31 protein-coding genes are annotated in these 25,020 nt (G+C 63.5%); 29 read left to right on the top strand and 2 right to left on the bottom strand.

All coding sequences use genetic code 11. From position 1 onward, the window contains the following. Positions 1–5 precede the first annotated feature (5 nt). From motD to AC07W7_RS17625, 5 genes are all read left to right on the top strand, one after another. Positions 6–893: a flagellar motor protein MotD gene (motD, locus tag AC07W7_RS17645; protein ID WP_099169941.1), complete on the top strand. Its 888-nt coding sequence runs from the start codon at positions 6–8 to the stop codon at positions 891–893. Between the two features lie 51 nt (positions 894–944). Next, positions 945–1,733 (top strand): ParA family protein, encoded by a 789-nt coding sequence (locus AC07W7_RS17640; protein ID WP_099169931.1) that lies wholly within the window; start codon positions 945–947, stop codon positions 1,731–1,733. A gap of 84 nt (positions 1,734–1,817) precedes the next feature. Then, the gene (locus AC07W7_RS17635) at positions 1,818–2,618 is read left to right on the top strand and encodes a CheW domain-containing protein (RefSeq protein WP_099169930.1); all 801 of its coding nucleotides are present in this window, start codon (positions 1,818–1,820) and stop codon (positions 2,616–2,618) included. Positions 2,619–2,693: 75 nt separating this feature from the next. Further along, on the top strand, positions 2,694–3,176 hold the full coding sequence (locus tag AC07W7_RS17630; RefSeq protein ID WP_032859076.1) for a chemotaxis protein CheW: 483 nt from the start codon (positions 2,694–2,696) through the stop codon (positions 3,174–3,176). Continuing rightward, entirely contained in the window at positions 3,177–3,569 is a 393-nt protein-coding gene (locus tag AC07W7_RS17625) for a DUF2802 domain-containing protein (RefSeq protein WP_169897508.1), read from the top strand. A gap of 212 nt (positions 3,570–3,781) precedes the next feature. Here the strand turns inward: AC07W7_RS17625 and AC07W7_RS17620 are convergent, their stop codons facing one another. Beyond that, positions 3,782–4,111, bottom strand: a complete 330-nt coding sequence (locus AC07W7_RS17620; RefSeq protein WP_099169928.1) for an EscU/YscU/HrcU family type III secretion system export apparatus switch protein — start codon at positions 4,109–4,111, stop codon at positions 3,782–3,784. Next, positions 4,108–5,679, bottom strand: coding sequence for a flagellar hook-length control protein FliK (fliK, locus tag AC07W7_RS17615; RefSeq protein WP_099169927.1), 1,572 nt, complete (start codon positions 5,677–5,679; stop codon positions 4,108–4,110). Before fliK ends, AC07W7_RS17620 begins: the two co-directional genes overlap by 4 nt. 197 nt (positions 5,680–5,876) lie before the next feature. Here fliK and ccmA point away from each other — a divergent pair, with 197 nt between their 5' ends. The 24 genes from ccmA to phnP all read left to right on the top strand — a co-directional run bounded on the left by ccmA (position 5,877) and on the right by phnP (position 24,905). Then, the gene (ccmA, locus tag AC07W7_RS17610) at positions 5,877–6,512 is read left to right on the top strand and encodes a cytochrome c biogenesis heme-transporting ATPase CcmA (RefSeq protein WP_495039781.1); all 636 of its coding nucleotides are present in this window, start codon (positions 5,877–5,879) and stop codon (positions 6,510–6,512) included. After that, complete coding sequence (gene ccmB / locus AC07W7_RS17605; RefSeq protein ID WP_032859085.1) at positions 6,509–7,177, top strand: heme exporter protein CcmB; 669 nt, start codon at positions 6,509–6,511, stop codon at positions 7,175–7,177. The genes ccmA and ccmB overlap by 4 nt, the downstream gene beginning before the upstream one ends. Before the next feature lie 85 nt (positions 7,178–7,262). Continuing rightward, entirely contained in the window at positions 7,263–8,018 is a 756-nt protein-coding gene (locus AC07W7_RS17600) for a heme ABC transporter permease (protein WP_495039780.1), read from the top strand. Continuing rightward, positions 8,015–8,191, top strand: coding sequence for a heme exporter protein CcmD (gene ccmD / locus AC07W7_RS17595; protein WP_029292593.1), 177 nt, complete (start codon positions 8,015–8,017; stop codon positions 8,189–8,191). The genes AC07W7_RS17600 and ccmD overlap by 4 nt, the downstream gene beginning before the upstream one ends. Beyond that, positions 8,188–8,643, top strand: coding sequence for a cytochrome c maturation protein CcmE (ccmE, locus tag AC07W7_RS17590; protein ID WP_099169924.1), 456 nt, complete (start codon positions 8,188–8,190; stop codon positions 8,641–8,643). Before ccmD ends, ccmE begins: the two co-directional genes overlap by 4 nt. 3 nt (positions 8,644–8,646) lie before the next feature. Next, positions 8,647–10,635, top strand: a complete 1,989-nt coding sequence (locus AC07W7_RS17585) for a heme lyase CcmF/NrfE family subunit (protein WP_236310163.1) — start codon at positions 8,647–8,649, stop codon at positions 10,633–10,635. Further along, positions 10,632–11,168, top strand: a complete 537-nt coding sequence (locus tag AC07W7_RS17580; protein WP_099169922.1) for a DsbE family thiol:disulfide interchange protein — start codon at positions 10,632–10,634, stop codon at positions 11,166–11,168. The genes AC07W7_RS17585 and AC07W7_RS17580 overlap by 4 nt, the downstream gene beginning before the upstream one ends. Then, positions 11,165–11,638, top strand: coding sequence for a cytochrome c-type biogenesis protein (locus tag AC07W7_RS17575; RefSeq protein ID WP_099169921.1), 474 nt, complete (start codon positions 11,165–11,167; stop codon positions 11,636–11,638). The genes AC07W7_RS17580 and AC07W7_RS17575 overlap by 4 nt, the downstream gene beginning before the upstream one ends. Next, positions 11,631–12,824, top strand: a complete 1,194-nt coding sequence (ccmI, locus tag AC07W7_RS17570) for a c-type cytochrome biogenesis protein CcmI (RefSeq protein ID WP_495039779.1) — start codon at positions 11,631–11,633, stop codon at positions 12,822–12,824. Before AC07W7_RS17575 ends, ccmI begins: the two co-directional genes overlap by 8 nt. A 15-nt stretch (positions 12,825–12,839) precedes the next feature. Beyond that, positions 12,840–13,235, top strand: coding sequence for a hypothetical protein (locus AC07W7_RS17565; RefSeq protein ID WP_236384410.1), 396 nt, complete (start codon positions 12,840–12,842; stop codon positions 13,233–13,235). Positions 13,236–13,563: 328 nt separating this feature from the next. Next, positions 13,564–14,157, top strand: a complete 594-nt coding sequence (locus tag AC07W7_RS17560; RefSeq protein ID WP_495039778.1) for a LysE family translocator — start codon at positions 13,564–13,566, stop codon at positions 14,155–14,157. Positions 14,158–14,451: 294 nt separating this feature from the next. Continuing rightward, a complete protein-coding gene (gene phnC, locus AC07W7_RS17555; protein ID WP_099169913.1) occupies positions 14,452–15,285 on the top strand; it encodes a phosphonate ABC transporter ATP-binding protein in 834 nt (277 codons plus the stop codon). Positions 15,286–15,317: 32 nt separating this feature from the next. Then, positions 15,318–16,319 (top strand): phosphonate ABC transporter substrate-binding protein, encoded by a 1,002-nt coding sequence (gene phnD / locus AC07W7_RS17550; RefSeq protein WP_495039777.1) that lies wholly within the window; start codon positions 15,318–15,320, stop codon positions 16,317–16,319. 183 nt (positions 16,320–16,502) lie between these two features. Continuing rightward, positions 16,503–17,285 carry a phosphonate ABC transporter, permease protein PhnE gene (phnE, locus tag AC07W7_RS17545; protein ID WP_099169911.1) on the top strand — a complete coding sequence of 261 codons (783 nt, stop codon included), beginning with the start codon at positions 16,503–16,505 and terminating at the stop codon, positions 17,283–17,285. Between the two features lie 35 nt (positions 17,286–17,320). Beyond that, on the top strand, positions 17,321–18,025 hold the full coding sequence (phnF, locus tag AC07W7_RS17540) for a phosphonate metabolism transcriptional regulator PhnF (protein WP_495039776.1): 705 nt from the start codon (positions 17,321–17,323) through the stop codon (positions 18,023–18,025). Positions 18,026–18,036: 11 nt separating this feature from the next. Then, complete coding sequence (gene phnG, locus AC07W7_RS17535; protein ID WP_197882524.1) at positions 18,037–18,477, top strand: phosphonate C-P lyase system protein PhnG; 441 nt, start codon at positions 18,037–18,039, stop codon at positions 18,475–18,477. Further along, a complete protein-coding gene (phnH, locus tag AC07W7_RS17530; RefSeq protein ID WP_495039775.1) occupies positions 18,474–19,064 on the top strand; it encodes a phosphonate C-P lyase system protein PhnH in 591 nt (196 codons plus the stop codon). Before phnG ends, phnH begins: the two co-directional genes overlap by 4 nt. Continuing rightward, a complete protein-coding gene (locus AC07W7_RS17525) occupies positions 19,064–20,140 on the top strand; it encodes a carbon-phosphorus lyase complex subunit (RefSeq protein ID WP_495039774.1) in 1,077 nt (358 codons plus the stop codon). The genes phnH and AC07W7_RS17525 overlap by 1 nt, the downstream gene beginning before the upstream one ends. Further along, positions 20,133–20,975 carry an alpha-D-ribose 1-methylphosphonate 5-phosphate C-P-lyase PhnJ gene (locus tag AC07W7_RS17520; protein WP_099169906.1) on the top strand — a complete coding sequence of 281 codons (843 nt, stop codon included), beginning with the start codon at positions 20,133–20,135 and terminating at the stop codon, positions 20,973–20,975. Before AC07W7_RS17525 ends, AC07W7_RS17520 begins: the two co-directional genes overlap by 8 nt. Then, positions 20,936–21,745 (top strand): phosphonate C-P lyase system protein PhnK, encoded by an 810-nt coding sequence (phnK, locus tag AC07W7_RS17515; protein WP_495039785.1) that lies wholly within the window; start codon positions 20,936–20,938, stop codon positions 21,743–21,745. The genes AC07W7_RS17520 and phnK overlap by 40 nt, the downstream gene beginning before the upstream one ends. Further along, complete coding sequence (gene phnL / locus AC07W7_RS17510; protein ID WP_169901344.1) at positions 21,742–22,464, top strand: phosphonate C-P lyase system protein PhnL; 723 nt, start codon at positions 21,742–21,744, stop codon at positions 22,462–22,464. Before phnK ends, phnL begins: the two co-directional genes overlap by 4 nt. Next, positions 22,454–23,599, top strand: coding sequence for an alpha-D-ribose 1-methylphosphonate 5-triphosphate diphosphatase (locus tag AC07W7_RS17505; protein ID WP_169897521.1), 1,146 nt, complete (start codon positions 22,454–22,456; stop codon positions 23,597–23,599). The genes phnL and AC07W7_RS17505 overlap by 11 nt, the downstream gene beginning before the upstream one ends. Further along, positions 23,599–24,165, top strand: a complete 567-nt coding sequence (gene phnN, locus AC07W7_RS17500; protein WP_495039773.1) for a phosphonate metabolism protein/1,5-bisphosphokinase (PRPP-forming) PhnN — start codon at positions 23,599–23,601, stop codon at positions 24,163–24,165. The genes AC07W7_RS17505 and phnN overlap by 1 nt, the downstream gene beginning before the upstream one ends. Then, the gene (gene phnP / locus AC07W7_RS17495) at positions 24,156–24,905 is read left to right on the top strand and encodes a phosphonate metabolism protein PhnP (protein WP_495039772.1); all 750 of its coding nucleotides are present in this window, start codon (positions 24,156–24,158) and stop codon (positions 24,903–24,905) included. The genes phnN and phnP overlap by 10 nt, the downstream gene beginning before the upstream one ends. The last annotated feature ends 115 nt before the right edge of the window (positions 24,906–25,020 follow it).

Below are 25,020 nucleotides of genomic sequence, written 5' to 3'. Positions count from 1 at the left end.
TGCCTGTGAGCCGTCGTCGCCGCGAGCCTGAAGAACACGTCAACCATGAACGCTGGCTGGTGTCCTATGCCGACTTCATCACCTTGCTGTTCGCCTTTTTTGTGGTGATGTACTCCATTTCCTCGATCAACGAAGGCAAGTACAAGGTCATCTCCGAAGCCCTGGTCGGCGTATTTACCGATTCGGACCGGGCCCTCAAGCCGATTCCCATTGGCGACGAGCGGCCCAAGACCGTGACCCCGGCCAAACCCCTGGTCAAGGACAGCGACGAGACCGATGCCGGCATCAGTGGTGGCAGCGACCCGCTCAAGAGCATCGCCGACGATATCAGCGCGGCATTTGGCGACTTGATCAGCTCCAACCAGATGACCGTTCGCGGTAATGAGCTGTGGGTGGAGATCGAGCTCAACTCCAGCCTGTTGTTCGCCAGCGCCGATGCGCTGCCCAGCGATATTGCCTTTAGCATCATCGACAAGGTGGCGGCGATTTTGAAACCCTTCGACAACCCGATCCATGTCGAAGGCTTTACCGATGACCAGCCGATCCATACCGCGCAATTCCCCACCAACTGGGAGCTGTCGTCGGCGCGCTCGGCGAGCATCGTGCGCATGCTGGCCATGCAGGGCGTCAACCCTGGACGCCTGGCGTCGGTGGGCTATGGTGAATTCCAGCCGGTGGCCAATAATGCGACGGCCGAAGGCCGCGCGCGCAACCGGCGGGTGGTGTTGGTGGTGTCGCGCAACCTTGATGTGCGCCGCAGCCTGACCGCCACCGGCGCGGCCAATGCACAACCTGATGCAGCAATGAAGCGGGCTGGCACACAAACTGCACCGACGCCCGTAACGCCGCCGGAACGTGGGAGTGCCGTCAATTCTCCGTCACCGGCTCTATAACCTCGTGCTATTTCTCGGTCGAGCCAGTGCCTGCCGGGAGGAACAATCCGAATGAGAGTCTGGGCAGTTGCCAATCAAAAAGGTGGGGTCGGCAAGACCACCACCTCCATCGCCTTAGCCGGCCTGCTGGCCGAGGCGGGCAAGCGCGTGGTCATTGTCGACCTGGATCCCCACGGCTCGATGACCAGCTATTTCGGCTACGACCCGGATGTGCTGGAACACAGCTGCTTCGACCTGTTCCTGCACAAGGGCAACGTCCCTACCGGCTTGCCCGGGCAACTGCTGTTGCCCACCAGCAACGACAAGATCTCGCTGTTACCCTCCAGTACCGCGTTGGCCACCCTGGAGCGCCAGTCGCCGGGGCAGAGCGGCCTGGGCCTGGTGATCGCCAAGAGCCTGGCGCAACTGTGGCAGGACTTCGACTACGCGATCATCGACAGCCCGCCCTTGCTGGGCGTGCTGATGGTCAATGCCCTGGCGGCCAGCCAGCAGTTGGTGATCCCGGTGCAGACCGAGCACTTGGCGGTCAAGGGCCTGGAGCGCATGGTCAATACCCTGGCCATGATCAACCGTTCGCGCAAGCAGGCGTTGCCGTTCAGTATCGTGCCGACCCTGTTCGACCGCCGTACCCAGGCCTCCCTCGGCACCTTGCGCGTATTGCGCGATGCCTACCCCGAGACCATCTGGCAAGGTTATATCCCGGTGGACACGCGCCTGCGTGACGCCAGCCGCGCCGGCCTGGCACCGTCGCAATTCGACGGTAAAAGCCGTGGCGTGCTGGCGTACCGGGCCTTGCTCAAGCACCTGCTGGCCCAGCAGCTTGTGGCGCAGGTGGCGTGAAATGAATGTAAATTCAAGTCCGCGGGGCATCGCGCCGATAACCTTTAAATACACGGTTAACGGTGCTTGCGCGTGGGCATACAGATGAATCGTCCTGTCGATATCAAGACCCGGCCGCAACTGGCGCTGCAGTCCTACCTGGATGCATTGCTGCAGGAGGCGACCGAGGAAGTGCTGCCCGAGCCGATCCTGGTACTGGATGAGGTGTTGGCGGTGCCTGTGGTCGAGGCCGAGGCTGGCCTGGATGAGTTTCAACGGGCGGTCCTGGAAGAGCAGGCCCGTGATGCGCTGGTAGTGCCGGTTGCCGCCCTAGCCGTGCAAGCGCCTGCCTCGTTGGTGCTGGTGCCGCCGATAGCGGAGGTGCATCGACCGCCCAGCATCACGCCGCCACCGGTAGAAACCGATGGTCGACCGTCCTGGGCTGCCGAGTCGTTCGAGTGCCTGCTGTTCGATGTGGCCGGGTTGACCCTGGCGGTGCCCTTGGTGTGCCTGGGCTCGATCTACTCCCTGCAGGGCCAGGAATTGACGCCATTGTTCGGCCAGCCGGAGTGGTTCCTCGGGATCCTGCCGAGCCAGGCCGGTAACCTCAAGGTACTGGACACCGCGCGCTGGGTGATGCCCGACCGCTATCGCGATGATTTCCGCCAGGGCCTGCAATACGTGATTTCGGTGCAGGGCTACGAATGGGGGCTGGCGGTGCATCAGGTCAGCCGTTCGTTGCGCCTGGACCCCAACGAGATCAAATGGCGCAGCCACCGTGGCCAGCGACCATGGCTGGCGGGCACGGTGATCGAACATATGTGCGCGCTGCTGGATGTTGCCGAATTGGCTGAATTGATTGCCAGCGGCGCGGTAAAAGAGCTGCCAGGTAACACACGTACTTGATGTGAGACGCAGCGCCACGGTGCTGCCCAAGAAGAACACACGCCGTTCTCAACGGCATTTGAAGGGGTCAGGGGTATGAATAAGTCAGCGTCCGCACAGGGTTTGGATGATCCGATTCTGCAATGGGTTACCTTCAAACTGGACAACGAGTCCTACGGCATTAACGTGATGCGCGTGCAGGAAGTACTGCGCTACACCGAAATCGCGCCGGTACCGGGTGCGCCAAGCTACGTGCTGGGCATCATCAACCTGCGCGGCAACGTCGTGACCGTGATCGACACGCGCCAGCGTTTTGGCCTGATGCCGACTGAAGTCAACGACAACACGCGGATCGTCATCATCGAGGCCGACAAGCAAGTGGTCGGGATCATGGTCGACAGCGTCGCCGAAGTGGTTTATCTGCGCCAATCGGAAGTCGAGACCGCGCCGAATGTCGGCAACGAAGAGTCGGCCAAGTTTATCCAGGGCGTGTGCAACAAGAACGGCGAGTTGCTGATCCTGGTTGAGCTGGACAAGATGATGAGCGAAGAAGAGTGGTCGGACCTGGAGAACATCTGATTGATGCTTGAGGTAGCGGTAATCGTCCTGGCCCTGCTGTGGGTCGGGACTGTGGTGGTATTGCTGCGCCATATGCGCCAGCAACGCGAACTGACGTTGCGCCAGGCCGAGCGCGACGCCGTGCGCGACCAGCGCCTGCGCGAGATGGCCAAGCGTGTGGACAACTACCAGCAAAGCGCCGTGCGGGTAGGGGAGGACGTGCACGAACTGCGCTCGATCCTCGCCCCGTTGCCCGACAAACTGTCGGCACTGGAGCAGCGCGACCCGGCCAATCTGTCGTTTGCCCAGGCGGCCAAGTTGGTCGGCATGGGCGCCACGGTGGACGAACTGACCCAATCCTGCGGCCTGACCCAGGCCGAGGCACAGTTGATGAGCAAATTGCACAAAAACTGAGCCTGCACCGATTCCAATATGGGAGCCGGCAAGCCAGCTTGTTTTTTGTCGCCCCACTCCCAGCACCCACCGCAGTTCCAATGTGGGAGCGGGCTTGCTCGCGATGGCGGTGGGTCAGTTGATAAATAGTTGACTGACACTCCGCCATCGCGAGCAAGCCCGCTCCCACACAAGCCCGCACACACTTTTGATTGGGGTAAACCCGCAGGGCTTTAGTAATCATCCCCGCGTGCGGTCACATCCCGCTCCACTGGCTCGGCATCCGGGTCATACCCCGCCGGGAACTTGCCTTTGAGCGTCCAGGCAAAGGCAATAATCTCGGCAATGGTCCGGTACAGCTCTTCGGGGATGCTGTCGCCCAGTTCCATGCGCGCCAGCAATTTCACCAGTTCGGCATTTTCATAAATCGGGACTTCGTGTTCGCGCGCCAGCTTCAGGATGGCTTCGGCCAGGGCGTCGTCGCCTTTGGCGGTCAGGGCGGGGGCGGCCTTGCCGTCGTATTTGAGGGCGATGGCCTGGCGCGGTGGGGTCGGGTTCTTCATGCGGTTTCATCCACCCAGCGTTGTTCCAGCCCGGTCTTCGGCCCCCGGGGCGGGGTGCCGAGGTGGCAGTCGAGGTCGCCGACGTTGAGGCCCGACGACACCAGGCGTTCGCGCAGGCTGCCCAGGTGGCTTTCGATCAGGCTGGCGGTGAACGGGCGGGTGGCCCACAACTGGCTGGACAGTTTGCCCTGGCTCAATTGCGCCTGGACCTGCAACGGGCCCAGGGGCTCCATGTCGAAAGCCAGTTCCACGCGCCACAGCATCTTTTTCGCGTCGCGTTCGAGCTTGCGTTCCGGCTCGTCCTTGTCCGGCGGCGGCTCTTCGCGCTGGAACTTGACCTGCAGCGGCACGATGTCCTGCAAGGTGCGCATGGGGATTTCCAGTTGCCAGGTGGTTTGCAGGCGGCCATCGGCGGTGGTGCCGCTTTGTTCCAGGCTCGACAGTTGATGGCTCTGCAAGCGTGAGATGGCGCCGGCGGCCAGGCGTAGCAGGTTTTCCAGGCTGTTTTCACCGTCCAGGCGCTGCAGCAGACGCTCGGGCAGGGGGAAGCCGCCCGGTGCGGTGCGGGCGCCCACCTGGCCGAGGGTGCCCAGGGGGCTGCGGACAAAGCTGGGCAGCATCTGCGCCAGGGTATTGGCGGCCAGGATCGCATTGAGGTTGGTGCTGGCAGGCAGGGCGGGCAGCAACTCGTTGACCAGGCGCAGCAGGCTGCCTTTCATATCCAGCGGCGGCACTTGCGGGTTTTGCCCGGCCAGCAGCTTGGCTTCGAGGAACACGCCGCTGTTGTTCAGCAACTGCGCCAGCACCTTGGGGTTGCTGACCTGCGCCATATCCGGCAGCCCGGCCAACAGGCGCTCCACGGCGGCGCGCAATTGTGCGGAGGTGTCATCGGGCAGGTTTTTCAGGGCATTGAACACCCCCTCCAGCGAGGCCTGGCGGCTTTGCTGGGCGGCCAGTTGCTGGCTGACCGCCAGTTGATCGCGCAGCCCGCTCAGGGGCACGAAGTCCAGGGTCTGCGCGCCCTGCACCACGGCGCTGAGCAAGCTGCCGACGCGCAAGGGCTGCGGGCTGTCCAGGGTCAGGGTGGTGCCGCTCAGGGCGTTGTTGAGCACCGACACCAGCGAGCGGTACAGCGCCGGTTGCCCGGCGCCCTGGGGCAGCATCTGCGAGGTCAGCACCTTGGCTTGCAGCAAGGTGCCCACCGGCAACTGCTGGGTGTCGATGCGGGTCAGGGCCGCGACATTGGCACTGAGGGCCTGTTGCAGGCTGATCGCCAAGTCGCCCGATGCGGTCTGGCTCACCGCGACGTTGCTGCCCAGGGGCAGCGGCTGGCTGCTGGCGGCCTGCACCAGGGTTTGCCGGCCACCTTCGAGGGTCAGCTTGAGTAACAACTGAAAGGCTTCACCGCCTTGCTTGAGCGCCAGCACCTCGGCGTTCACGGTTTTGCCGGCGTCGATCAAGCCTGTCTGGGGCTCCAGCAGTTTCAGCAGCTCACCCACCGCAGGCGCAGGCCGAGGCCCGGTGGCCGGGGCGGGGGGAAGGGTCGGAAGGTTGATGTCACCGCTCATCGTGGCCGCCGTCTCAAGGAAATTGCCCTCTTTAGAGTAGGGCATCGCATGTATAATGCCGCCCGTCTGCAAAGAGCGTGTCAAAAACATCTCAACTGATTGATCCAGCTCTCTAAAACAGGCCGCCAATGCAGTTATTGTGCATCTCTTTAACGGCCGTTCCACCGCCGACTTGAACCGTAAAGGCCCGCGATCTTGTGACCAGCCCCCTACTTGAAGCCGTTGCGCTTGCCTGTGAGCGAGACCTGCGGATGCTGTTTGAACACCTTGAACTGCGTCTGGCGGGCGGCGACATGGTGCAGGTCAGCGGCCCCAACGGCAGTGGCAAGACCAGCCTGCTGCGCCTGTTGGCCGGCCTGATGCAGCCCACGGCGGGCCAGGTGCGCCTCAACGGCAAGCCGCTGCAAGAGCAACGCACGGAACTGGCGCGCAACCTGGTGTGGATTGGCCATGCTGCCGGGATCAAGGATGTGCTAAGCGCCGAAGAAAACCTCAGTTGGCTCAGCGCCCTGCATCACCCGGCCACGCGCGAGTCGATCTGGCAGGCCCTGGCCGCCGTGGGCTTGAAAGGGTTTGAAGACGTGCCGTGCCATACCTTGTCCGCCGGCCAGCAGCGCCGCGTGGCCCTGGCCCGCTTGTACCTGGATGGCCCGCCGCTGTGGATCCTCGACGAACCCTTCACCGCCCTCGACAAACAGGGCGTGGCGCAGCTCGAAGAACACCTGGCCCGGCACTGCGAACAGGGCGGCATGGTGGTCCTCACCACCCACCACACCCTGACCCGCATGCCTGCCGGTTACCGCGACCTGGACCTGGGGCGGTGGTCGGTATGAGTGTCTTTGCCCTGTTGGTCGCCCGTGAAGCCCGCTTGCTGTGTCGCCGCCCGGCGGAGTTGGCCAACCCGCTGGTGTTCTTTGCAATTGTCATCGCGTTGTTCCCTTTGGCGGTCGGCCCCGAGACTAAACTGTTGCAAACCTTGTCTCCGGGACTGGTGTGGGTAGCGGCCCTTTTGTCCGTCCTGCTCTCGCTGGACGGGCTGTTTCGCAGTGATTTTGAAGATGGTTCCCTTGAGCAGTGGGTCCTTTCGTCGCACCCCCTGCCTCTTCTGGTACTGGCCAAGGTACTGGCACACTGGGCCTTCTCCGGCCTGGCGCTGGTCTTGCTCGCGCCGTTGCTGGCGATGATGCTGGGCCTGCCTGCCGAATGCCTGCCGGTATTGCTGGCCTCGTTGTTGCTAGGCACCCCGGTGCTGAGCTTGCTGGGAGCGGTGGGCGCGGCACTGACCGTGGGCCTCAAACGTGGGGGGCTGTTGCTGGCCTTGCTGATTTTGCCTTTGTATATCCCGGTGTTGATCCTGGGCAGCGGCGCCTTGCAGGCCGCGCTCATGGGGATGCCGGCGACTGGTTACCTCTTGTGGCTTGGCAGCCTGACCGCCCTGGCGGTAACCCTGACACCTTTTGCTATAGCGGCCGGCCTGAAGATCAGCGTCGGCGAATAATGAGGTCTGGTTAAGTGTTATGCCTTAACCAGTAAAGACCCTAGACTTTTCGCAACGACGAAAAGCAACCGTGATGGAAACAGCAATGAACTGGACCTGGTTTCACAAGCTCGGCTCGCCCAAGTGGTTCTACGGCATCAGCGGCAAAATGCTGCCCTGGCTGGCCGTCGCGGCTTTCCTGCTGATCGGCAGCGGCCTGGTCTGGGGCCTGGCCTTCGCACCGCCGGACTACCAGCAGGGCAACAGCTTTCGCATCATCTATATCCACGTACCTGCCGCGCTACTGGCCCAGTCCTGCTATGTGATGCTGGCGGTGTGCGGCATTGTCGGCCTGGTGTGGAAGATGAAGCTGGCCGACGTCGCCCTGCAATGCGCGGCGCCCATCGGTGCGTGGATGACCGCCGTGGCGCTGCTGACCGGGGCGATCTGGGGCAAGCCGACCTGGGGCTCGTGGTGGGTCTGGGATGCGCGACTGACGTCGATGCTGATCCTGCTGTTTCTGTACTTCGGGCTGATTGCCCTGGGCAACGCCATCAGCAATCGTGACAGCGCCGCCAAGGCCTGCGCGGTGCTGGCGATTGTCGGCGTGATCAATATCCCGATCATCAAGTACTCGGTGGAGTGGTGGAACACCCTGCACCAGGGCGCCACCTTCACCCTCACCGAAAAACCGGCGATGCCCGTGGAAATGTGGGCGCCGCTGCTGCTGATGGTCCTGGGCTTCTACTGCTTCTTCGGTGCGGTGCTGCTGATGCGCATGCGCCTTGAAGTGCTCAAGCGTGAAGCCCGCGCCAGTTGGGTCAAGGTCGAAGTGCAAAACAGCCTGGGAGCCCGTGGATGAGTTTCGCCTCTTTCAGTGATTTTCTCGCCATGGGCCACCATGGCCTGTACGTCTGGACCGCCTATGGCATCAGCCTGGCCGTCCTGGCCCTCAACGTCGTTGCGCCGATCCTGGCCCGCAAGCGTTACCTGCAACAAGAGGCGCGTCGTCTGCGCCGGGAGACCGATAAGTGAATCCGCTGCGTAGAAAACGTCTGTTGATCATCCTTGCCATCCTGGTGGGCGTCGGCATTGCCGTGGGCCTGGCCTTGAGTGCCTTGCAGCAGAACATCAACCTGTTCTATACCCCGACCCAGATCGCCAATGGCGAAGCCCCGCAAGACACGCGGATCCGCGCCGGCGGCATGGTCGAGGCCGGTTCCCTGAAGCGCTCCGGCGACTCCCTGGACGTGACCTTCGTGGTCACCGACTTCAATAAATCCGTGACCATCACCTACCGCGGCATCCTCCCGGACCTGTTCCGCGAAGGGCAGGGCATTGTCGCCCTGGGCAAGATCAACGCCGACGGCGTGGTGGTGGCCGATGAAGTGCTGGCCAAGCACGATGAAAAATACATGCCGCCGGAAGTGACCAAGGCGTTAAAAGACAGCGGCCAATCCGCGCCAACCCCAGCCAAGGAGGGTTAAGCGATGACCTCTACATTGTTTATCCCCGAGTTGGGCCAACTGGCGATGATCCTCGCCCTGTGCTTTGCCATCGTCCAGGCCATCGTGCCGCTGCTGGGCGCCTGGCGCGGCGACCGGTTGTGGATGAGCCTGGCGCAACCCGCCGCCTGGGGCCAGTTCGCGTTCCTGGCGTTCGCCTTCGGTTGCCTGACTTACGCCTTTATGACCGACGACTTTTCCGTCGCCTATGTGGCCAGCAACTCCAACAGCGCCTTGCCCTGGTACTACAAGTTCAGCGCCGTCTGGGGCGCCCACGAAGGCTCCCTGCTGCTGTGGGCCCTGATCCTCGGCGGCTGGACCTTTGCTGTGTCGGTGTTCTCCCGGCAGTTGCCGCACGTGATGCTGGCGCGGGTGCTGGCGGTGATGGGCATGATCAGCATCGGCTTCCTGCTGTTTTTGATCATGACCTCCAACCCGTTCGAGCGGATTCTGCCGCAGATTCCCATGGACGGTCGCGACCTCAACCCGTTGCTGCAGGATATCGGCCTGATCGTCCACCCGCCGATGCTCTACATGGGCTACGTGGGCTTCTCCGTGGCCTTCGCCTTTGCCATCGCCGCCTTGCTCGGCGGGCGTCTCGACGCCGCCTGGGCGCGTTGGTCGCGGCCATGGACCATCGTCGCCTGGGCTTTCCTCGGCATCGGCATCACCCTGGGCTCGTGGTGGGCCTACTACGAACTCGGCTGGGGCGGCTGGTGGTTCTGGGACCCGGTGGAAAACGCCTCCTTCATGCCCTGGCTGGTGGGTACGGCACTGATCCACTCCCTGGCGGTCACGGAAAAACGCGGGGTGTTCAAGAGCTGGACCGTGTTGTTGGCTATTGCCGCTTTCTCCCTGAGCCTCTTGGGCACGTTCCTCGTGCGTTCCGGCGTGCTGACGTCGGTGCACGCATTCGCCGCCGACCCTGAGCGCGGCGTGTTTATCCTGATCTTCCTGCTCTGTGTGGTCGGCGGTTCGCTGACCCTGTTCGCCCTGCGCGCGCCGGTGGTCAAGAGCCACGTGGGCTTCAACCTGTGGTCGCGGGAAACCCTGTTGCTGGGCAACAACCTGGTACTGATCGTCGCCGCCTCGATGATCCTGCTGGGCACCCTGTACCCGCTGGTACTCGATGCCCTGACCGGTGCCAAGCTGTCGGTTGGCCCGCCGTACTTCAACGCCTTGTTCATCCCGTTGATGGGCCTGTTGATGGTGGTGATGGCGGTTGGCGTGCTGGTGCGCTGGAAAGACACCCCGGTCAAATGGCTGCTGGGCATGCTGACCCCGGTGTTGCTGGGCAGTGCCGCCTTGGCGGTGGTTGCCGGGGTTGCCTATGGCGACTTCAACTGGGCAGTGCTTGCCACCTTCATGCTGGCGGCCTGGGTGTTGCTGGCCGGCGTGCGCGATATCTTCGACAAGACCCGCCACAAGGGCCTGATCAAGGGCCTGCCGAGCCTGACCCGCAGCTACTGGGGCATGCAGATCGCCCATATCGGTATCGCCGTGTGTGCCCTGGGCGTGGTGTTGTCCAGCCAGAACAGCGCCGAGCGCGACCTGCGCCTGGCCCCTGGCGAGTCCATGGACCTGGGCGGCTACCAGTTCGTCTTTGAAGGTGCCAAGCACTTCGAGGGGCCGAACTTCACCTCCGACAAAGGCACCGTGCGCGTGCTGCGCAACGGCCAGCAGATTTCCGTGCTGCACCCGGAAAAGCGCCTGTACACCGTACAGAGTTCGATGATGACTGAAGCTGGGATCGACGCCGGGTTCACCCGTGACCTCTACGTGGCGCTGGGCGAGCCGTTGGGTGATGGCGCCTGGGCCGTGCGTGTTCACGTCAAGCCGTTTGTACGCTGGATCTGGTTCGGCGGCCTGCTGACCGGCTTCGGCGGTTTGCTGGCGGCGCTGGACCGGCGTTACCGGGTCAAGGTCAAGAGCCGGGTGCGTGAAGCCCTCGGCATGCAGGGAGCCGCAGTATGAAGCGTTGGTTGATGGTAGTGCCGCTGGCGCTGTTTCTGCTGGTCGCGGTGTTTTTGTATCGCGGCCTGTACCTGGACCCGGCCGAGCTGCCGTCGGCGATGATCGGCAAGCCGTTCCCGGCGTTCTCGCTGCCGACGGTGCAGGGCGATAAAACCCTGACCCAGGCCGACCTGATCGGCAAACCGGCGCTGGTCAATGTGTGGGCCACCTGGTGCATCTCCTGCCGCGTGGAACACCCGGTGCTGAACAAGCTGGCCGAGCAGGGCGTGGTGATCTACGGCATCAACTACAAGGACGACAATGCGTCGGCCGTGAAGTGGCTGGCGGAGTTCCACAACCCGTATCTGCTGGACGTACGCGATGAAGACGGCAACCTGGGCCTGAACCTCGGCGTGTATGGCGCCCCGGAAACCTTCTTTATCGACGCCAAGGGCGTGATCCGCGACAAGTTCGTGGGGGTGATCGACGAAGTGATCTGGCGCGAACAACTGGCGGCCAAGTACCAGGCCCTGGTGGACGAGGCCAAGCCATGAAGCGCTGGTTGACCGCCGCCGTCCTGGCCCTGGGCCTGCTGGGTGTGGCCCACGCGGCCATCGATACCTACGAATTTTCCACGCCGGCCGACCGCGAGCGCTTTCATGAGCTGACCAAGGAACTGCGCTGCCCCAAGTGCCAGAACCAGGACATCGCCGACTCCAACGCACCGATTGCCGCCGACCTGCGCAAAGAGATCTTCCGCATGCTGGGTGAGGGCAAGGACAATCAGCAGATCATCGACTTCATGGTCGATCGCTATGGTGATTTTGTCCGCTACAGACCCGCGCTGACGAGCAAGACTGCGCTGCTGTGGTTTGGCCCCGCCGCCCTGTTGCTGGGTGGCCTGGTGGTCATGGCCGTGATCGTCCGCCGTCGTCGTGCGGCACCTACCGATGGATCTGACGCGCTATCTGCCCAAGAGCGCCAACGCCTCGACCAACTGCTGGACAAAAAAACTGATGATTGATTTCTGGCTCGCAGCTGGCCTGCTGCTCCTGGTTGCCTTGAGTTTCCTGTTGATCCCGGTGTTGCGCGTGCGTCGCGCCCAGCGTGAAGAAGATCGCACTGCGCTGAACGTTGCGCTGTATCAGGAACGGGTTGCCGAACTGCAAACCCAACAAAGCGAAGGCGTGCTCAACGCAGCACAGCTCGACACCGGCCGCGCCGAAGCCGCCCGCGAATTGCTGGCCGATACCGAAGGTGTGGAAAAACCTCGCGAATCGCGCCTGGGCAAGCCACTGCCACTGCTGGCCGCCGTGCTGGTGCCGGTGCTGGGCCTGGGGCTGTACCTGCATTATGGTGCCATCGACAAGGTTGAACTGACCCGCGAATTCGCCCAGCCGCCGGTGTCCCTTGCCGACATGACCCAGCGCCTGGAGCGGGCAGCAGCGGCGCAACCGGACTCGGCTGAAGGCCTGTACTTCCTGGGGCGCGCCTATATGGCCCAGGACCGTTCGGCCGATGCGGCCAAGGTCTTCGAGCGCGCCGTGGCCCTGGCCGGCCGCCAGCCGGAATTGCTTGGGCAGTGGGCCCAGGCGCAGTACTTTGCCAACAACAAACAATGGTCGCCGCAGCTTCAGGCCTTGACCGACGAAGCGCTGAAGCTCGATCCGAAAGAAGTCACCAGCCTCGGCCTGCTGGGCATCGCCGCCTTTGAAGGGCATCGTTACCAGGAAGCTATCGACTACTGGAACCGTCTGTTGGCCCAGTTACCGGAGCAGGACAACTCCCGCATAGCGCTGCAAGGCGGTATCGACCGCGCGGCCGAGAAGTTGAAAGAGGGCGGCGCTGCCGTCGCGCCGACCGCCAAGACCGCCGTGATGAAAGTACGCGTGGACCTGGCGGCGGATGTCAAAGCCCGCGCTCTGCCGACCGACAGCGTATTCATCTTCGCCCGCGCCGCTTCCGGCCCGCCGGCGCCACTGGCCGCCAAGCGCGTCACCGTGGCCGACCTGCCGGTGACCGTCGAACTGGGCGATGCCGATGCGATGATGCCGCAGTTGAAACTGTCCAACTTTCCCGAAGTCCAACTGGTTGCGCGCATCTCACGGGCCGGTCAACCGACTGCCGGCGAGTGGATCGGCCGCAGTCAAACCCTGGCCAGCAGCACCACCGCGACCCAGCAGTTGACCATCGACAGCCCGGACCAATAATTTCGAGGAACCCCCATGACCGCCATCGCTCGTATCACCCTGCTCAGCCTGGTCTTGGGCTTGAGCGCTTGCGCGGTTCATCGGCCACCACCAGGGCCTACGGGCCCGACCATCCCACCGTCGGGCCCCTCGACCCAGCCGGTAACCAAACCTTCCGGCCCGGTCACCGCCCCCGCCAAGCCCTTGCCCAGCAAGTCCCCAACCTTCGCCCCACCCCCCGGCGCCGCCAGCCACTGGGACGGCAAGATGCAGGTGTACGTGCTGGACGAACAACCGCACACCTTCTACCGCCAGCGCACCTACTACCGCTGGAGCAACGGCTGGAGCCGCTCCATCAGCCCCAACGGGCCATGGGAAGAGACGAATGTGCAGGGTGTACCGCCGGGGTTGAGTAAGCAGTACGCGCAATGATCTAAGGCGACCTTCAAACGGTCGCCTTTTTTTATGATTTGAAATCCAATTCAAGTGTGGGAGCTGGCCTGTCGGGTCGCCGCATCGCTGCGATGGCGGTGAGTCAGTCGACACATTCATGGCTGATCCACCGCCATTACCTGCATACGGCTGGAGCCTTGATTGTGACGCAGAGCGTCACTGGCGGCATTCCCACGCGGAGCGTGGGAACGATCAAGGCCGTCAAAGTAGCTAGTCGTATGGCCAGATGTGAGCAGGGTGAAACCCTGCTAGCGTCAAAGTGAAAGTCTGTTTCGCCGCAACACCCAGAAAAGAGGTTGGCCGCTAAGTGCATGACGTCTTGGGCTCAACATTATTTGCCTTAATGTTATCCCTGAGTTTTGGACCCGTAGCCTTCATTATTTTTAGGCAGTCCATCACCCATGGCCTACGTAGCGCAATGCCTGGAGCATCAGGTGCGGCGGTTGCAGATGCAGTGTTTGCAGCCGTCGCCTTTACAGGCTTAAAGACAGTCGAAGGGGTTTGGTTGGCAAACAGTCACCTATTAACGTGGTTGGCGATTGCTTATATTTTTTACCTGGGTGCGATGACTTTCAAAAGACACAGCTCACCAAAACAGGTGAAGAGCGCGGCGGGTTTTATCCCTATTTTCTTGCTGACGTTGACCAGTCCTTTCACCATCGTTGCGATTTCTTCTTACGCCATCGCCAGTGGGATTACCCTTGAAGGGTATGGACTTTACTGGTGTTTAATCGGCTTTCTGGCCGGTTCATTTCTAGGTCAGATGGTTTATGCCGTGGGAGGCGGGCTTATCAAAAAGCATCTGCCCGACCCTCCGAACCTAAGCGTGTTCAACCGGGTCAGCGGGGGCCTCCTGATGGGATTTTCGGTATACCAGGGGGCTCGTATTTTGGTTGGATAACCGAACCTTTTCCGGTCGCCGCTGGCTTGTCGGGCATTCCCGCGCGGAACGTGGGAACGATCAAGATTGTGACGCAGAGCGTCCCTGGCGGCATTCCCACGCGGAGCGTGGGAACGATCCTTATCCTCATGTGCATGGGAATTGTCCTTCAGCTGTTCCAACCTTTCATAAAACCTTCATCAAACCGCCCCCCTGTCGTCATGTGCAAGTCATAGCCCTGACACCTGCCGCGCCTACTGTCATTTGAACTCAAACACAGCCCCGCAAGGCTGTTCAAACCAGACAGAGAAGCCCATGACTCCCGCTATCCATGTCGATCGCCTGAACAAGACCTTTGCGAAGAAAACCGCGTTGGTCGACCTCGAACTCACTATCGCCACTGGCGAAATGGTTGCCCTGATCGGTGCGTCCGGCTCCGGCAAGTCCACGTTGTTGCGCCACCTCGCGGGCCTGGCCTGTTGCGACAAGGGCAATGGCGGCAGCGTCAAGGTGCTGGGCCGCCAGGTGCAGGCCAGTGGGCGGTTGAATGGCAAGGTGCGGCGGCTGCGCGCGGATATTGGCTATATCTTCCAGCAGTTCAACCTGGTCAATCGCCTGAGTGTGCTCGACAACGTGTTGCTCGGTTGCCTGGGCCGTATGCCGCGCTGGCGCGGCAACCTCGGGTTGTTCAAGGCCGAGGAAAAGCAATGTGCCATGGAGTCCCTGGCACGGGTCGGCCTGGCGGACCTGGCCCAGCAGCGCGCCTCGACCCTGTCCGGTGGCCAGCAGCAGCGCGTGGCGATTGCCCGGGCGTTGACCCAGCGTGCCGAAGTGATCCTGGCCGACGAGCCGATTGCCTCCCTGGACCCGGAGTCGGCGCGCAAGGTCATGGAGATCCTCGCCGATATCAACCGCCGCGACGGCAAGACCGTAGTCGTGACCCTGCATCAAGTCGATTACGCCATGCGGTATTGCCCGCGTGCCGTGGCGCTCAAGGACGGGCGCATTCATTTCGATGGGCAGGGCCGCGAGATGAGCAGCCAGTTCCTCAACGACCTGTACGGTGCCGACGTCGACACCAGCCTGATGTTTTCCGAGTCGCCGCGCCGTGCCGAGCTACCCCAGCGCCTGGCCCTGGCCCGCGCTTGAACCCCCACCCACGATCTATAGGAGTCGCCTGCATGTTGAACCGTATCGGTCATGTTTTCCTGTCTGCCGTGTTGTTGGCCAGCGTCGCCATGGGCAATGCCCAGGCTGCCGACAAGGCCATCAACTTCGGCATCATGTCCACCGAGTCTTCGCAGAACCTCAAGAGCATCTGGCAGCCGTTCCTCGACGATATGCACAAGCAGACCGGCCTGACCATCAACGCTACCTTCGCCTCCGACTACGCCGGGCTGATCCAGGGCATGCGCTTTAACAAAGTGGATGTGGCCTGGCTCGGCAACAAGGCGGCGATGGAGGCGGTGGATCGCTCCAACGGCCAGATCTTCGCCCAGACCGCCGCCGCCAACGGCGCCGCCGGCTACTGGAGCCTGTTGATCGTGCGCAAGGACAGCCCGCTCAACTCCGTCGAAGACATGCTCAAGAACGCCAAGAACCTGACCTTCGGCAATGGCGACCCGAACTCCACCTCGGGCTACCTGGTGCCGGGCTACTACGTGTTCGCCAAGAACAACGTGGATGCCGCCACCGCCTTCAAGCGCACGCTCAACTCCAGCCATGAAGTCAACGCACTGAGCGTGGCCAAGGGGCAGTTGGACGTGGCCACTTTCAACACCGAAAGCTGGGACCGCCTGGAAGTGACCCAGCCGGACAAGGCCGCCCAACTCAAGGTGATCTGGAAGTCGCCGCTGATCCCCGCCGACCCGCTGGTGTGGAGCAAGGCCCTGACTGACAGCGAGAAGACCAAGATCCGCGATTTCATCTTCAGCTACGGCGACACCGATGAAGAGAAGGCGGTGCTCAAGAACATGCAGTTGGGCAAGTTCCTCGCCTCCAATGACGACCAGTTGCTGCCGATCCGCCAGCTGGAACTGTTCAAGCAACGCACCACTATCAGCGCCGACAGCAAGCTGGCCGAGGCAGATAAAGCCAGGAAGCTGGCGCAGATCGACGCCGACCTGGCCACGCTGCAACAGCGCCTGAGCGAGCTGGACAAGAAACCCGCCGCCAACGGCTGACCCCCTGTGGGACCGGAGCCTATGTGTGAACTGGGCCTATGTGGGAGTGGGCTTGTGTGGGAGCGGGCTTGCTCGCGAAAGCGGTGAATCAGTCGCTGGATGTGTTGAATGACACACCGCATTCGCGGGCAAGCCCGCTCCCACACACACAGACCCGGCTCCAACCATTATCGAGAGTGATCCATGACGACCTTGCACGCTGAAGCCGTAGGCAAAAGAACCTGGCCGCAATACCTCGGCTGGGGCCTGTTCCTGGTGTTGCTGGCCTGGGCCTGGAAAGGCGCGGAAATGAACCCGCTGGCGCTGTACCGCGACTCGGCAAACATGGCGACCTTCGCCGCCGACTTCTTCCCGCCGGATTTCCACGAATGGCGCGCCTACCTCAAGGAAATGATCGTCACCGTGCAAATCGCCCTCTGGGGCACGGTATTGGCGATTGTCTGCTCGGTGCCCCTAGGCATCCTCTGCGCCGACAACATCACGCCCTGGTGGATTCACCAACCCCTGCGCCGGGTGATGGATGCCTTCCGCTCGATCAACGAAATGGTGTTCGCCATGTTGTTCGTGGTGGCGGTCGGCCTTGGTCCGTTTGCCGGGGTACTGGCCCTGTGGATCAGCACCACCGGGGTTCTGGCCAAGCTGTTTGCCGAAGCCGTCGAGGCCATCGACCCCGGCCCCGTGGAAGGGGTGCGCGCCACCGGTGCCAGCGCCTTGCAAGAGGTGATCTACGGCGTGATCCCGCAAGTCATGCCGCTGTGGGTGAGCTACGCGCTGTACCGCTTCGAGGCCAATGTGCGTTCGGCGACGGTGGTGGGCATGGTCGGCGCCGGCGGCATCGGCGTGATCCTGTGGGAGAACATCCGCGCCTTCCAGTTCGTGCAGACCTGCGCGGTGCTGCTGGTGATCATCGTGGTGGTGAGCCTGATCGACGTGCTGTCCCAGCGCCTGCGCAAGCGGTTTATCTGACCTTGGAGGGGTGCCTGCGGGCGCTTTTTTTAAGCATGCAGTTGTCTAGACAAGATGAGCCGGTGTACCGCGAACTCGCCGATATCCTGCGTCGTGAACTCAGCGGCTACCAGGCCGGGGAGTTCCTGCCGGGCGAGGTGCAATTGGCCGAACGCTTTGGCGTCAACCGCCACACCCTGCGCCGGGCCATTGATGAGCTGGTGTTTGAAGGCAGCCTGCTGCGTCAGCAGGGCAAGGGCACGCAGGTGCTGGACCGGCCGCTGATCTACCCGATGGGCGCCGACACCGCCTACAGCCAGTCGCTGTCGGCCCTGGGGCATGGCGTGCAGGCGCTGCTGCTCAAGCGTCGTTACTGCTACGCCAGCCGCGAAGAAGCGCAGCACCTGGGCATCGCCGAAATGGCGCCGATGATCGAGCTGCAAACCCTGCGCAAGCTCGACCAGCAGCCCGTCAGCCTGATCCGCCATCGCTACTGCGCCAGCCACGCGCCGTTGCTGGCGCACTACAACGGCGGCTCCCTGCGCCAATACCTGCGTGAGCGCGACCTGTCGTTGACCCGCACCCAGAGCCTGATCGGTGCGCGCTTGCCCAACCGCGACGAAGCCGCACTGCTGATGATGCCCCGGCACTTGCCGGCCTTGACCGTATTCACCCTTTCCCGCGATCGCGATGGCCGCCCGGTGGAGCTGGCGCAGTCCACCAGCCGTTCGGATCGCTTCCAGTACCAGGTGGTGACTTGATGGAGACCCCGATGAATCTGTCCCCGCGTCAGCATTGGATTGGCGTACTTGCCCGCGCCCAGCTCAATGAACTGCAACCCCACGAAGCCGCGTTGAAGGATGCCGAGTACCAACTGATCCGCGCCCCGGAAATCGGCATGACCCTGGTGCGTGGGCGCATGGGCGGCAATGGCGCGCCGTTCAACGTCGGCGAAATGACGGTGACCCGCTGTGTGGTGCGCCTGGCCGATGGCCGCACCGGCTACAGCTACCTGGCGGGGCGCGACAAGGCCCACGCCGAACTGGCGGCCCTGGCCGATGCCCATCTGCAAAACACGCCGCCGAGCCCATGGCTCACGGATTTGATCAGCGCACTGGCCCGGGCCCAGGCCCGGCGCCGCGCGCAAAAAGAGGCCGACACCGCGGCGACCAAGGTCGAGTTCTTCACCCTGGTGCGAGGAGAAAACGGATGAACGCTCAATTATTGCAACCGGCGTTTGTCGACCCGGTGCTGGATGCCCAACGCAGTTTTCGCGCAGCGCTCAAGGCCTTGGCTGAACCGGGTGTGATCCAGCACCTGCCGGCAGCCCCGTACCTCGATGGCCTGGCGCCCGCCACCTATGCCTTGTGCCTGGCGCTGCTGGATGTGGACACGCCGCTGTGGCTGGCACCGGCGTTCGACACGCCGCTGATCCGCGCCAACCTGGCCTTCCACTGTGGCTGCCCGTTGGTCGCGGGTCGGGAGGAGGCCGCGTTTGCCCTGCTCGGCGAGCCGGAGCTGCTCGATCTGAGCGGCTTCGACCATGGCAATGACCGCTACCCGGACCAGTCCTGCACCTTGCTGGTCCAGCTTACCGCCCTCGACGCCGGGCACGCCTTGCTCTGGCGCGGCCCGGGCATCCAGGCCCAGCGCCGGGTGCAGGTGCCGGTGCCGCCGGCGTTCTGGCTGGAGCGCCAGCGCCGTGAAGCCTTCCCCCGTGGCCTGGACGTGTTGTTCAGCGCCGGCCATCAGTTGCTCGGCCTGCCGCGCAGCAGCCGCATCACACAGGAGCACGCCTGATGTACGTAGCCGTCAAAGGTGGCGAACAGGCCATCGACAATGCCCACCGCCTGCTGGCGAAAAAACGCCGGGGCGATACGGCGGTTCCCGAACTGAGTGTCGAGCAGATCCGCCAGCAACTGCCCCTGGCCGTGGCGCGGGTGATGAGCGAAGGCTCGTTGTACGACACCGAACTGGCCGCGCTGGCAATCAAGCAGGCGGCGGGGGACCTGGTGGAAGCGATCTTCCTGCTGCGCGCCTACCGCACCACGTTGCCGCGTTTCAGCCCGAGCCTGCCGATCGACACCGCGCAAATGTCGTTGAGCCGGCGGTTGTCGGCCACCTTCAAGGATGTGCCGGGTGGCCAACTGCTGGGCCCGACCTTCGACTACACCCATCGCCTGCTGGATTTTGCGCTGCTGGCCGAAGGTTCGTATCCAGGCCCGCAGACCACGGCGGACGCGCAACTCGAACCGTGCCCACGGGTGCTGGGGTTGCTGGCCAAGGAAGGCCTGATCAAGCACGAGGCCGACGACCACGCCCGCGTCGCCGATATCACCCGCGACCCGCTGGCATTCCCCGCCAGCCGTGCCGAACGCCTGCAAGCCCTGGCCCGTGGCGATGAAGGGTTTCTGCTGGCGCTGGGTTATTCGACCCAGCGTGGCTACGGGCGCAACCACCCGTTTGCCGGGGAGATTCGCATCGGTGACGTCGAGGTCTGGATCGATCCCGAAGAACTGGGCTTTGCCATTTGCCTGGGCAGCATCGAAGTCACCGAGTGCGAGATGGTCAACCAGTTCGTCGGCTCGGCCACCGAGCTGGCGCAGTTCACCCGCGGCTATGGCCTGGCGTTCGGGCATGCCGAGCGCAAGGCCATGGGCATGGCCCTGGTGGACCGCTCGCTGCGGGCCGAGGAGTACAGCGAAGAGATTGTCTCGCCGGCCCAGCGCGAAGAGTTCGTGCTGGCCCACTGCGACAACGTCGAGGCCGCCGGTTTTGTCTCGCACCTTAAATTGCCGCACTACGTGGACTTCCAGGCCGAACTGGAACTGATCCGCAAACTGCGCCAACCGGCCGAGGGCACTCGCCATGAATGATGCCGCCTACAACTTCGCCTACCTCGACGAGCAGACCAAACGCATGATCCGCCGTGCCTTGCTCAAGGCCGTGGCGATTCCCGGCTACCAGGTGCCCTTTGGCGGGCGCGAGATGCCGTTGCCCTATGGCTGGGGCACCGGCGGCATGCAACTGACGGCGGCGATCCTGGGGGCTGATGATGTGCTCAAGGTTATTGACCAGGGCGCCGACGACACCACCAATGCCGTGTCCATCCGCCGCTTTTTTGCGCGCACCGCCGGTATCGCCACCACCGAAGCCACCCCCGACGCCACGGTGATCCAGACCCGCCACCGCATCCCGGAAACCCCGCTGCAGGCCGGGCAGATCATGGTCTACCAGGTGCCGATCCCCGAGCCGCTGCGCTTTATCGAACCCTCGGAAACCGAGACCCGCACCATGCACGCCCTCAACGACTACGGGGTGATGCACGTCAAACTGTATGAGGACATCGCCACTTTCGGCCATATCGCCACCGCCTATGCCTACCCGGTGATGGTCGACGAGCGCTATGTGATGGACCCCTCGCCGATCCCCAAATTCGACAACCCGAAACTCGACATGAGCCCGGCGCTGATGCTGTTCGGTGCCGGTCGCGAAAAGCGCCTGTACGCGCTGCCGCCGTATACCCAGGTCAGCAGCCTGGACTTCGAGGATCACCCTTTTGAAGTGCAGAAGTGGGACCACCACTGCGCCATCTGTGGCAGCCATGAATCGTTCCTCGATGAGCTGATTCTCGACGATGCCGGGACCCAGAGTTTCGTGTGTTCCGACACCTGGTACTGCGCCCAACGGGTCAAGGAGAACAACCAGTGAGCCAGCCATTATTGCAAGTGCGCGACCTGTCCCTGCTGTACGGCCCCGAGAAGGGCTGCCAGGCCGTGAGTTTTGATCTGTACCCCGGCGAAGTGCTGGGGATTGTCGGCGAGTCCGGCTCGGGCAAATCCACTTTGCTCTCGCTGCTGAGCGGGCGCTTGCCGCCCCAGGCCGGCAGCATCGGCTATCGCAGCCAGGACGGCGAATGGCTGGACCTCTACAGCGCCAGCGAAGCCGAGCGCCGCACCTTGTTGCGCACCGAATGGGGCTTTGTTGAACAGAACCCCCGCGACGGCCTGAGCATGGGCGTGTCCGCTGGCGCCAATATTGGCGAGCGCCTGATGGCCCAGGGCGTGCGCAACTACGCGCAATTGCGTGGTGCCGGCCTGGACTGGCTGGGCCAGGTGGAGATCGACCCGCAGCGTATCGACGACCTGCCGCGCACTTTCTCTGGCGGTATGCAGCAGCGCCTGCAAATCGCGCGCAACCTCGTTTCCAGCCCGCGCCTGGTGTTTATGGACGAGCCCACCGGGGGCCTGGATGTGTCGGTGCAGGCGCGCCTGCTCGACCTGCTGCGCGGCCTGGTGCGCGAGCTGGACCTGGCGGTGGTGATCGTCACCCATGACCTGGCGGTCGCACGGTTGCTGGCCGATCGCCTGGTGGTGATGCGCCGCTCGCGGGTGGTGGAAACCGGGCTGACGGACCAGATCCTCGACGATCCACAGCACCCTTACTCTCAACTGCTGGTGTCTTCGGTATTGCAGCCATGACAAATGCCCTGATCGAGGTCCGTGACCTCTCGAAAACCTTCACCCTGCACCAACAACATGGGGTAGTGCTCAACGTGCTGCGCGGCGTGGACCTGCGCGTGCAGGGCGGTGAGTGCCTGGTGCTGCACGGCCAGTCCGGCGCCGGTAAAAGCACCTTGCTGCGCACCCTGTACGGCAACTACCTGCCCGCGGGCGGCAGCATTCGCATCCGTCACGCTGGGCAATGGCTGGAGCTGGTGGGCGCGCAACCCCGGGACATTCTCCAGGTGCGCCAGCAGACCCTGGGCTATGTCAGCCAGTTTTTGCGGGTGATCCCACGGGTCGCCTGCCTGGAAGTGGTGATGGAGCCCGCGCTGGCCCGTGGCTGGACGAAAGCCGACGCCCAGGCGCGTGCCGAGCAGTTACTGGCGCGCCTGAATATCCCCCGGCGCCTGTGGTCGCTGGCGCCGGGCACGTTCTCCGGGGGCGAGCAGCAGCGGGTCAATATCGCGCGCGGCTTCATGGTGGACTGGCCGGTGATGTTGCTCGACGAGCCGACAGCATCCCTGGATGACCACAACCGCCAGGTCGTCCTGGAGCTGATCAACGAAGCCAAGGCCGGCGGTGCCGCACTGATCGGCATCTTCCATGACCGTGCCGCCCGTGAGGCGGTGGCCGACCGCCATTTGGACATGACGCCCGCTGTGATCACCGATGAGGACTACGCCGATGCCCGCTGAACAGATCCTTAGCAATGCCCGACTGGTGACCGCTGATCGTGTATTTCTTGGCAGCCTGGTGCTGCGTGACGGGGTGATCGTCGACCTCGCCGAAGGCCGCAGCCAGTTGCCCCAGGCCCAGGACCTGGGCGGTGATTTCCTGCTGCCGGGGCTGGTGGAGTTGCACACCGACAACCTGGAAAAACACATGACCCCGCGCCCCGGCGTGGACTGGCCATCGACCTCGGCGGTGCTCAGCCATGATGCGCAGATCATCGCGGCGGGCATCACCACGGTATTTGATGCGGTGTCCATCGGCGACGTGAACCCCAAGGGCAATCGCATGCAGAAACTGCCGGCGATGCTCAATGCCATCGCCTCGGCGCAGGAAGCCGGCCTGACCCGCGCCGAACACCGCCTGCACCTGCGTTGCGAGCTATGCCACCCGGACACCTTGAGCGTGTTCCGCGACCTGGTGGAAAACCCGCTGGTGCAGTTGGTGTCGGTGATGGACCACTCGCCGGGCCAGCGCCAGTTCGTGCTGGAGTCCAAGTACCGCGAGTACTACATGGGCAAGTACCACCTGGACGAGGCCACCATGGATGCGTTCGTGGTGCTGCAAATGGCCAACTCCAAGGCCTACAGCGACCGCTACCGCGCCGCCATCGTCGAGCATTGCCTGGCGCGTGGCCTGTCGGTGGCCAGCCATGACGACGCGACCCTGGCCCATGTCGAGGAGTCGGCGCGTTATGGCATGAACATCGCCGAGTTCCCCACCACCCTGGAAGCGGCGCGTGGTTGCCGGCAACTGGGGATGAAAGTGCTGATGGGCGCACCGAACGTGGTGCGCGGCGGGTCCCACTCGGGTAATGTGGCCGCCGCCGGCCTGGCTGCCGAAGGATTGCTGGATATACTTTCCAGTGACTACTACCCGGCCAGCCTGCTGCCGGCGGCCTTTGCCCTGGCGGCCCAGGACAATGACTGCGAGCTGCCCCAGGCGATCCAAATGATCAGCCTGGCCCCTGCGCAGGCGGCGGGCCTCAAGGATCGCGGGGAAATTGCCCTGGGCCTGCGTGCGGACCTGGTGCAAGCCAGGGCCCAGGGCGGGCTGCCGGTAGTCCAACAAGTCTGGCGACAAGCCAAGAGGGTGTTTTGATGGCGGGCAGGTTGATCTATCTCATCGGGCCATCGGGTTCGGGCAAGGACAGCCTGTTGGAGGCGGCGCGCGGGCCATTGGCCGAGCGCGGTTGCCGTATTGTGCGGCGGGTGATCACCCGTTCGGCCGAAGCGGTGGGCGAGGCCGCCCAGGGCGTGAGCCCCGCGCAATTCGCCGCGCTGCAAGCCGAGGGCGGCTTTGCCCTCAGTTGGCAGGCCAATGGTTTGTCTTATGGCATACCCCGGCAGATCGACGACTGGCTGGCGGCCGGCGACGATGTGCTGGTCAATGGCTCCCGTGGCCACCTGGCGCAAACCCGCGCGCGTTATCCGACGCTGTTAGTGGTGCTGCTGACGGTGGACCAGGCGGTGTTGCGCCAGCGCTTGCTGGTGCGGGGCCGTGAGTCGGTGGCAGAAATCGACGCGCGCCTGGCACGCAATGCGCAGTTTCGCGACAGCTTGCAGGCCGCGCCCGGAGTGTTCCTGCTGGATAACTCCGGGCTGTTGGCGCACACCGTCGCCCGCTTACTCGATTGTCTGGAGGAGGGGCACTCGGCATGCGCCTGACCCTGCTGGGCACCGGCGACGCCCGCCAAGTCCCGGTGTACGGCTGCGAATGCGCGGCCTGCACCCTGGCGCGCAGCGATGAACGCTTGCGCCGCCGGGAGTGCAGCGCGCTGATCGAGTGCGGCGACCAGCGCTGGTTGATCGACAGCGGGCTGACGGACCTGACCGCGCGTTTCCCGCCCCGCAGTTTCAACGGCATTTTGCAGACCCACTATCACGCCGATCATGCCCAGGGCCTGCTGCACCTGCGCTGGGGCCAGGGCTTGATTATCCCGGTGCATGGCCCGGCAGACCCCGAGGGCCTGTCGGACCTCTACAAACACCCCGGCATCCTTGATTTCAGCCAGCCCTTTGCCGCGTTCGAGACCCGGCAGTTTGGCGAACTGGCGGTCACCGCGTTGCCCCTGCAACATTCCAAGCCGACCTTCGGCTACCTGCTGCAAGGGCAGGGACGGCGCCTGGCCTATCTGACCGACACCACGGGCCTGCCCCCGGCCACCGTCGACTGGTTGCGGCGCGAGCCCCTGGACGTGTTGGTCATCGACTGCTCCATGCCACCGCAACCCCAGGCGCCGCGCAATCACAATGACCTGACATTGGCCTTGCAATGCATCGACGCGTGCGGTGCTGAGCTTGGGGTGCTGACCCACGTCGGGCACACCCTGGATGCCTGGCTGTTGCAGCATCGCGCTGAACTGCCACCGCAGGTGACGGTGGGCTGGGATGGGCGCGTGCTTTAGCGCAATGCCTGCGGCTTTTCAATATCCGGCAAAACAACCGCCAGTCTGCTCCGATAAATCTGTGCTTGAGTAAAGGTAACCCTAGGGTTATTTTTATTCAGGCCGGAGCAAGGAG

Source organism: Pseudomonas sp. GW821-FHT01D09 (assembly GCF_059422465.1).
The sequence above is the reverse complement of the archived record's forward strand: the minus strand, read 5'-3'. Positions and strand labels throughout refer to the sequence as shown.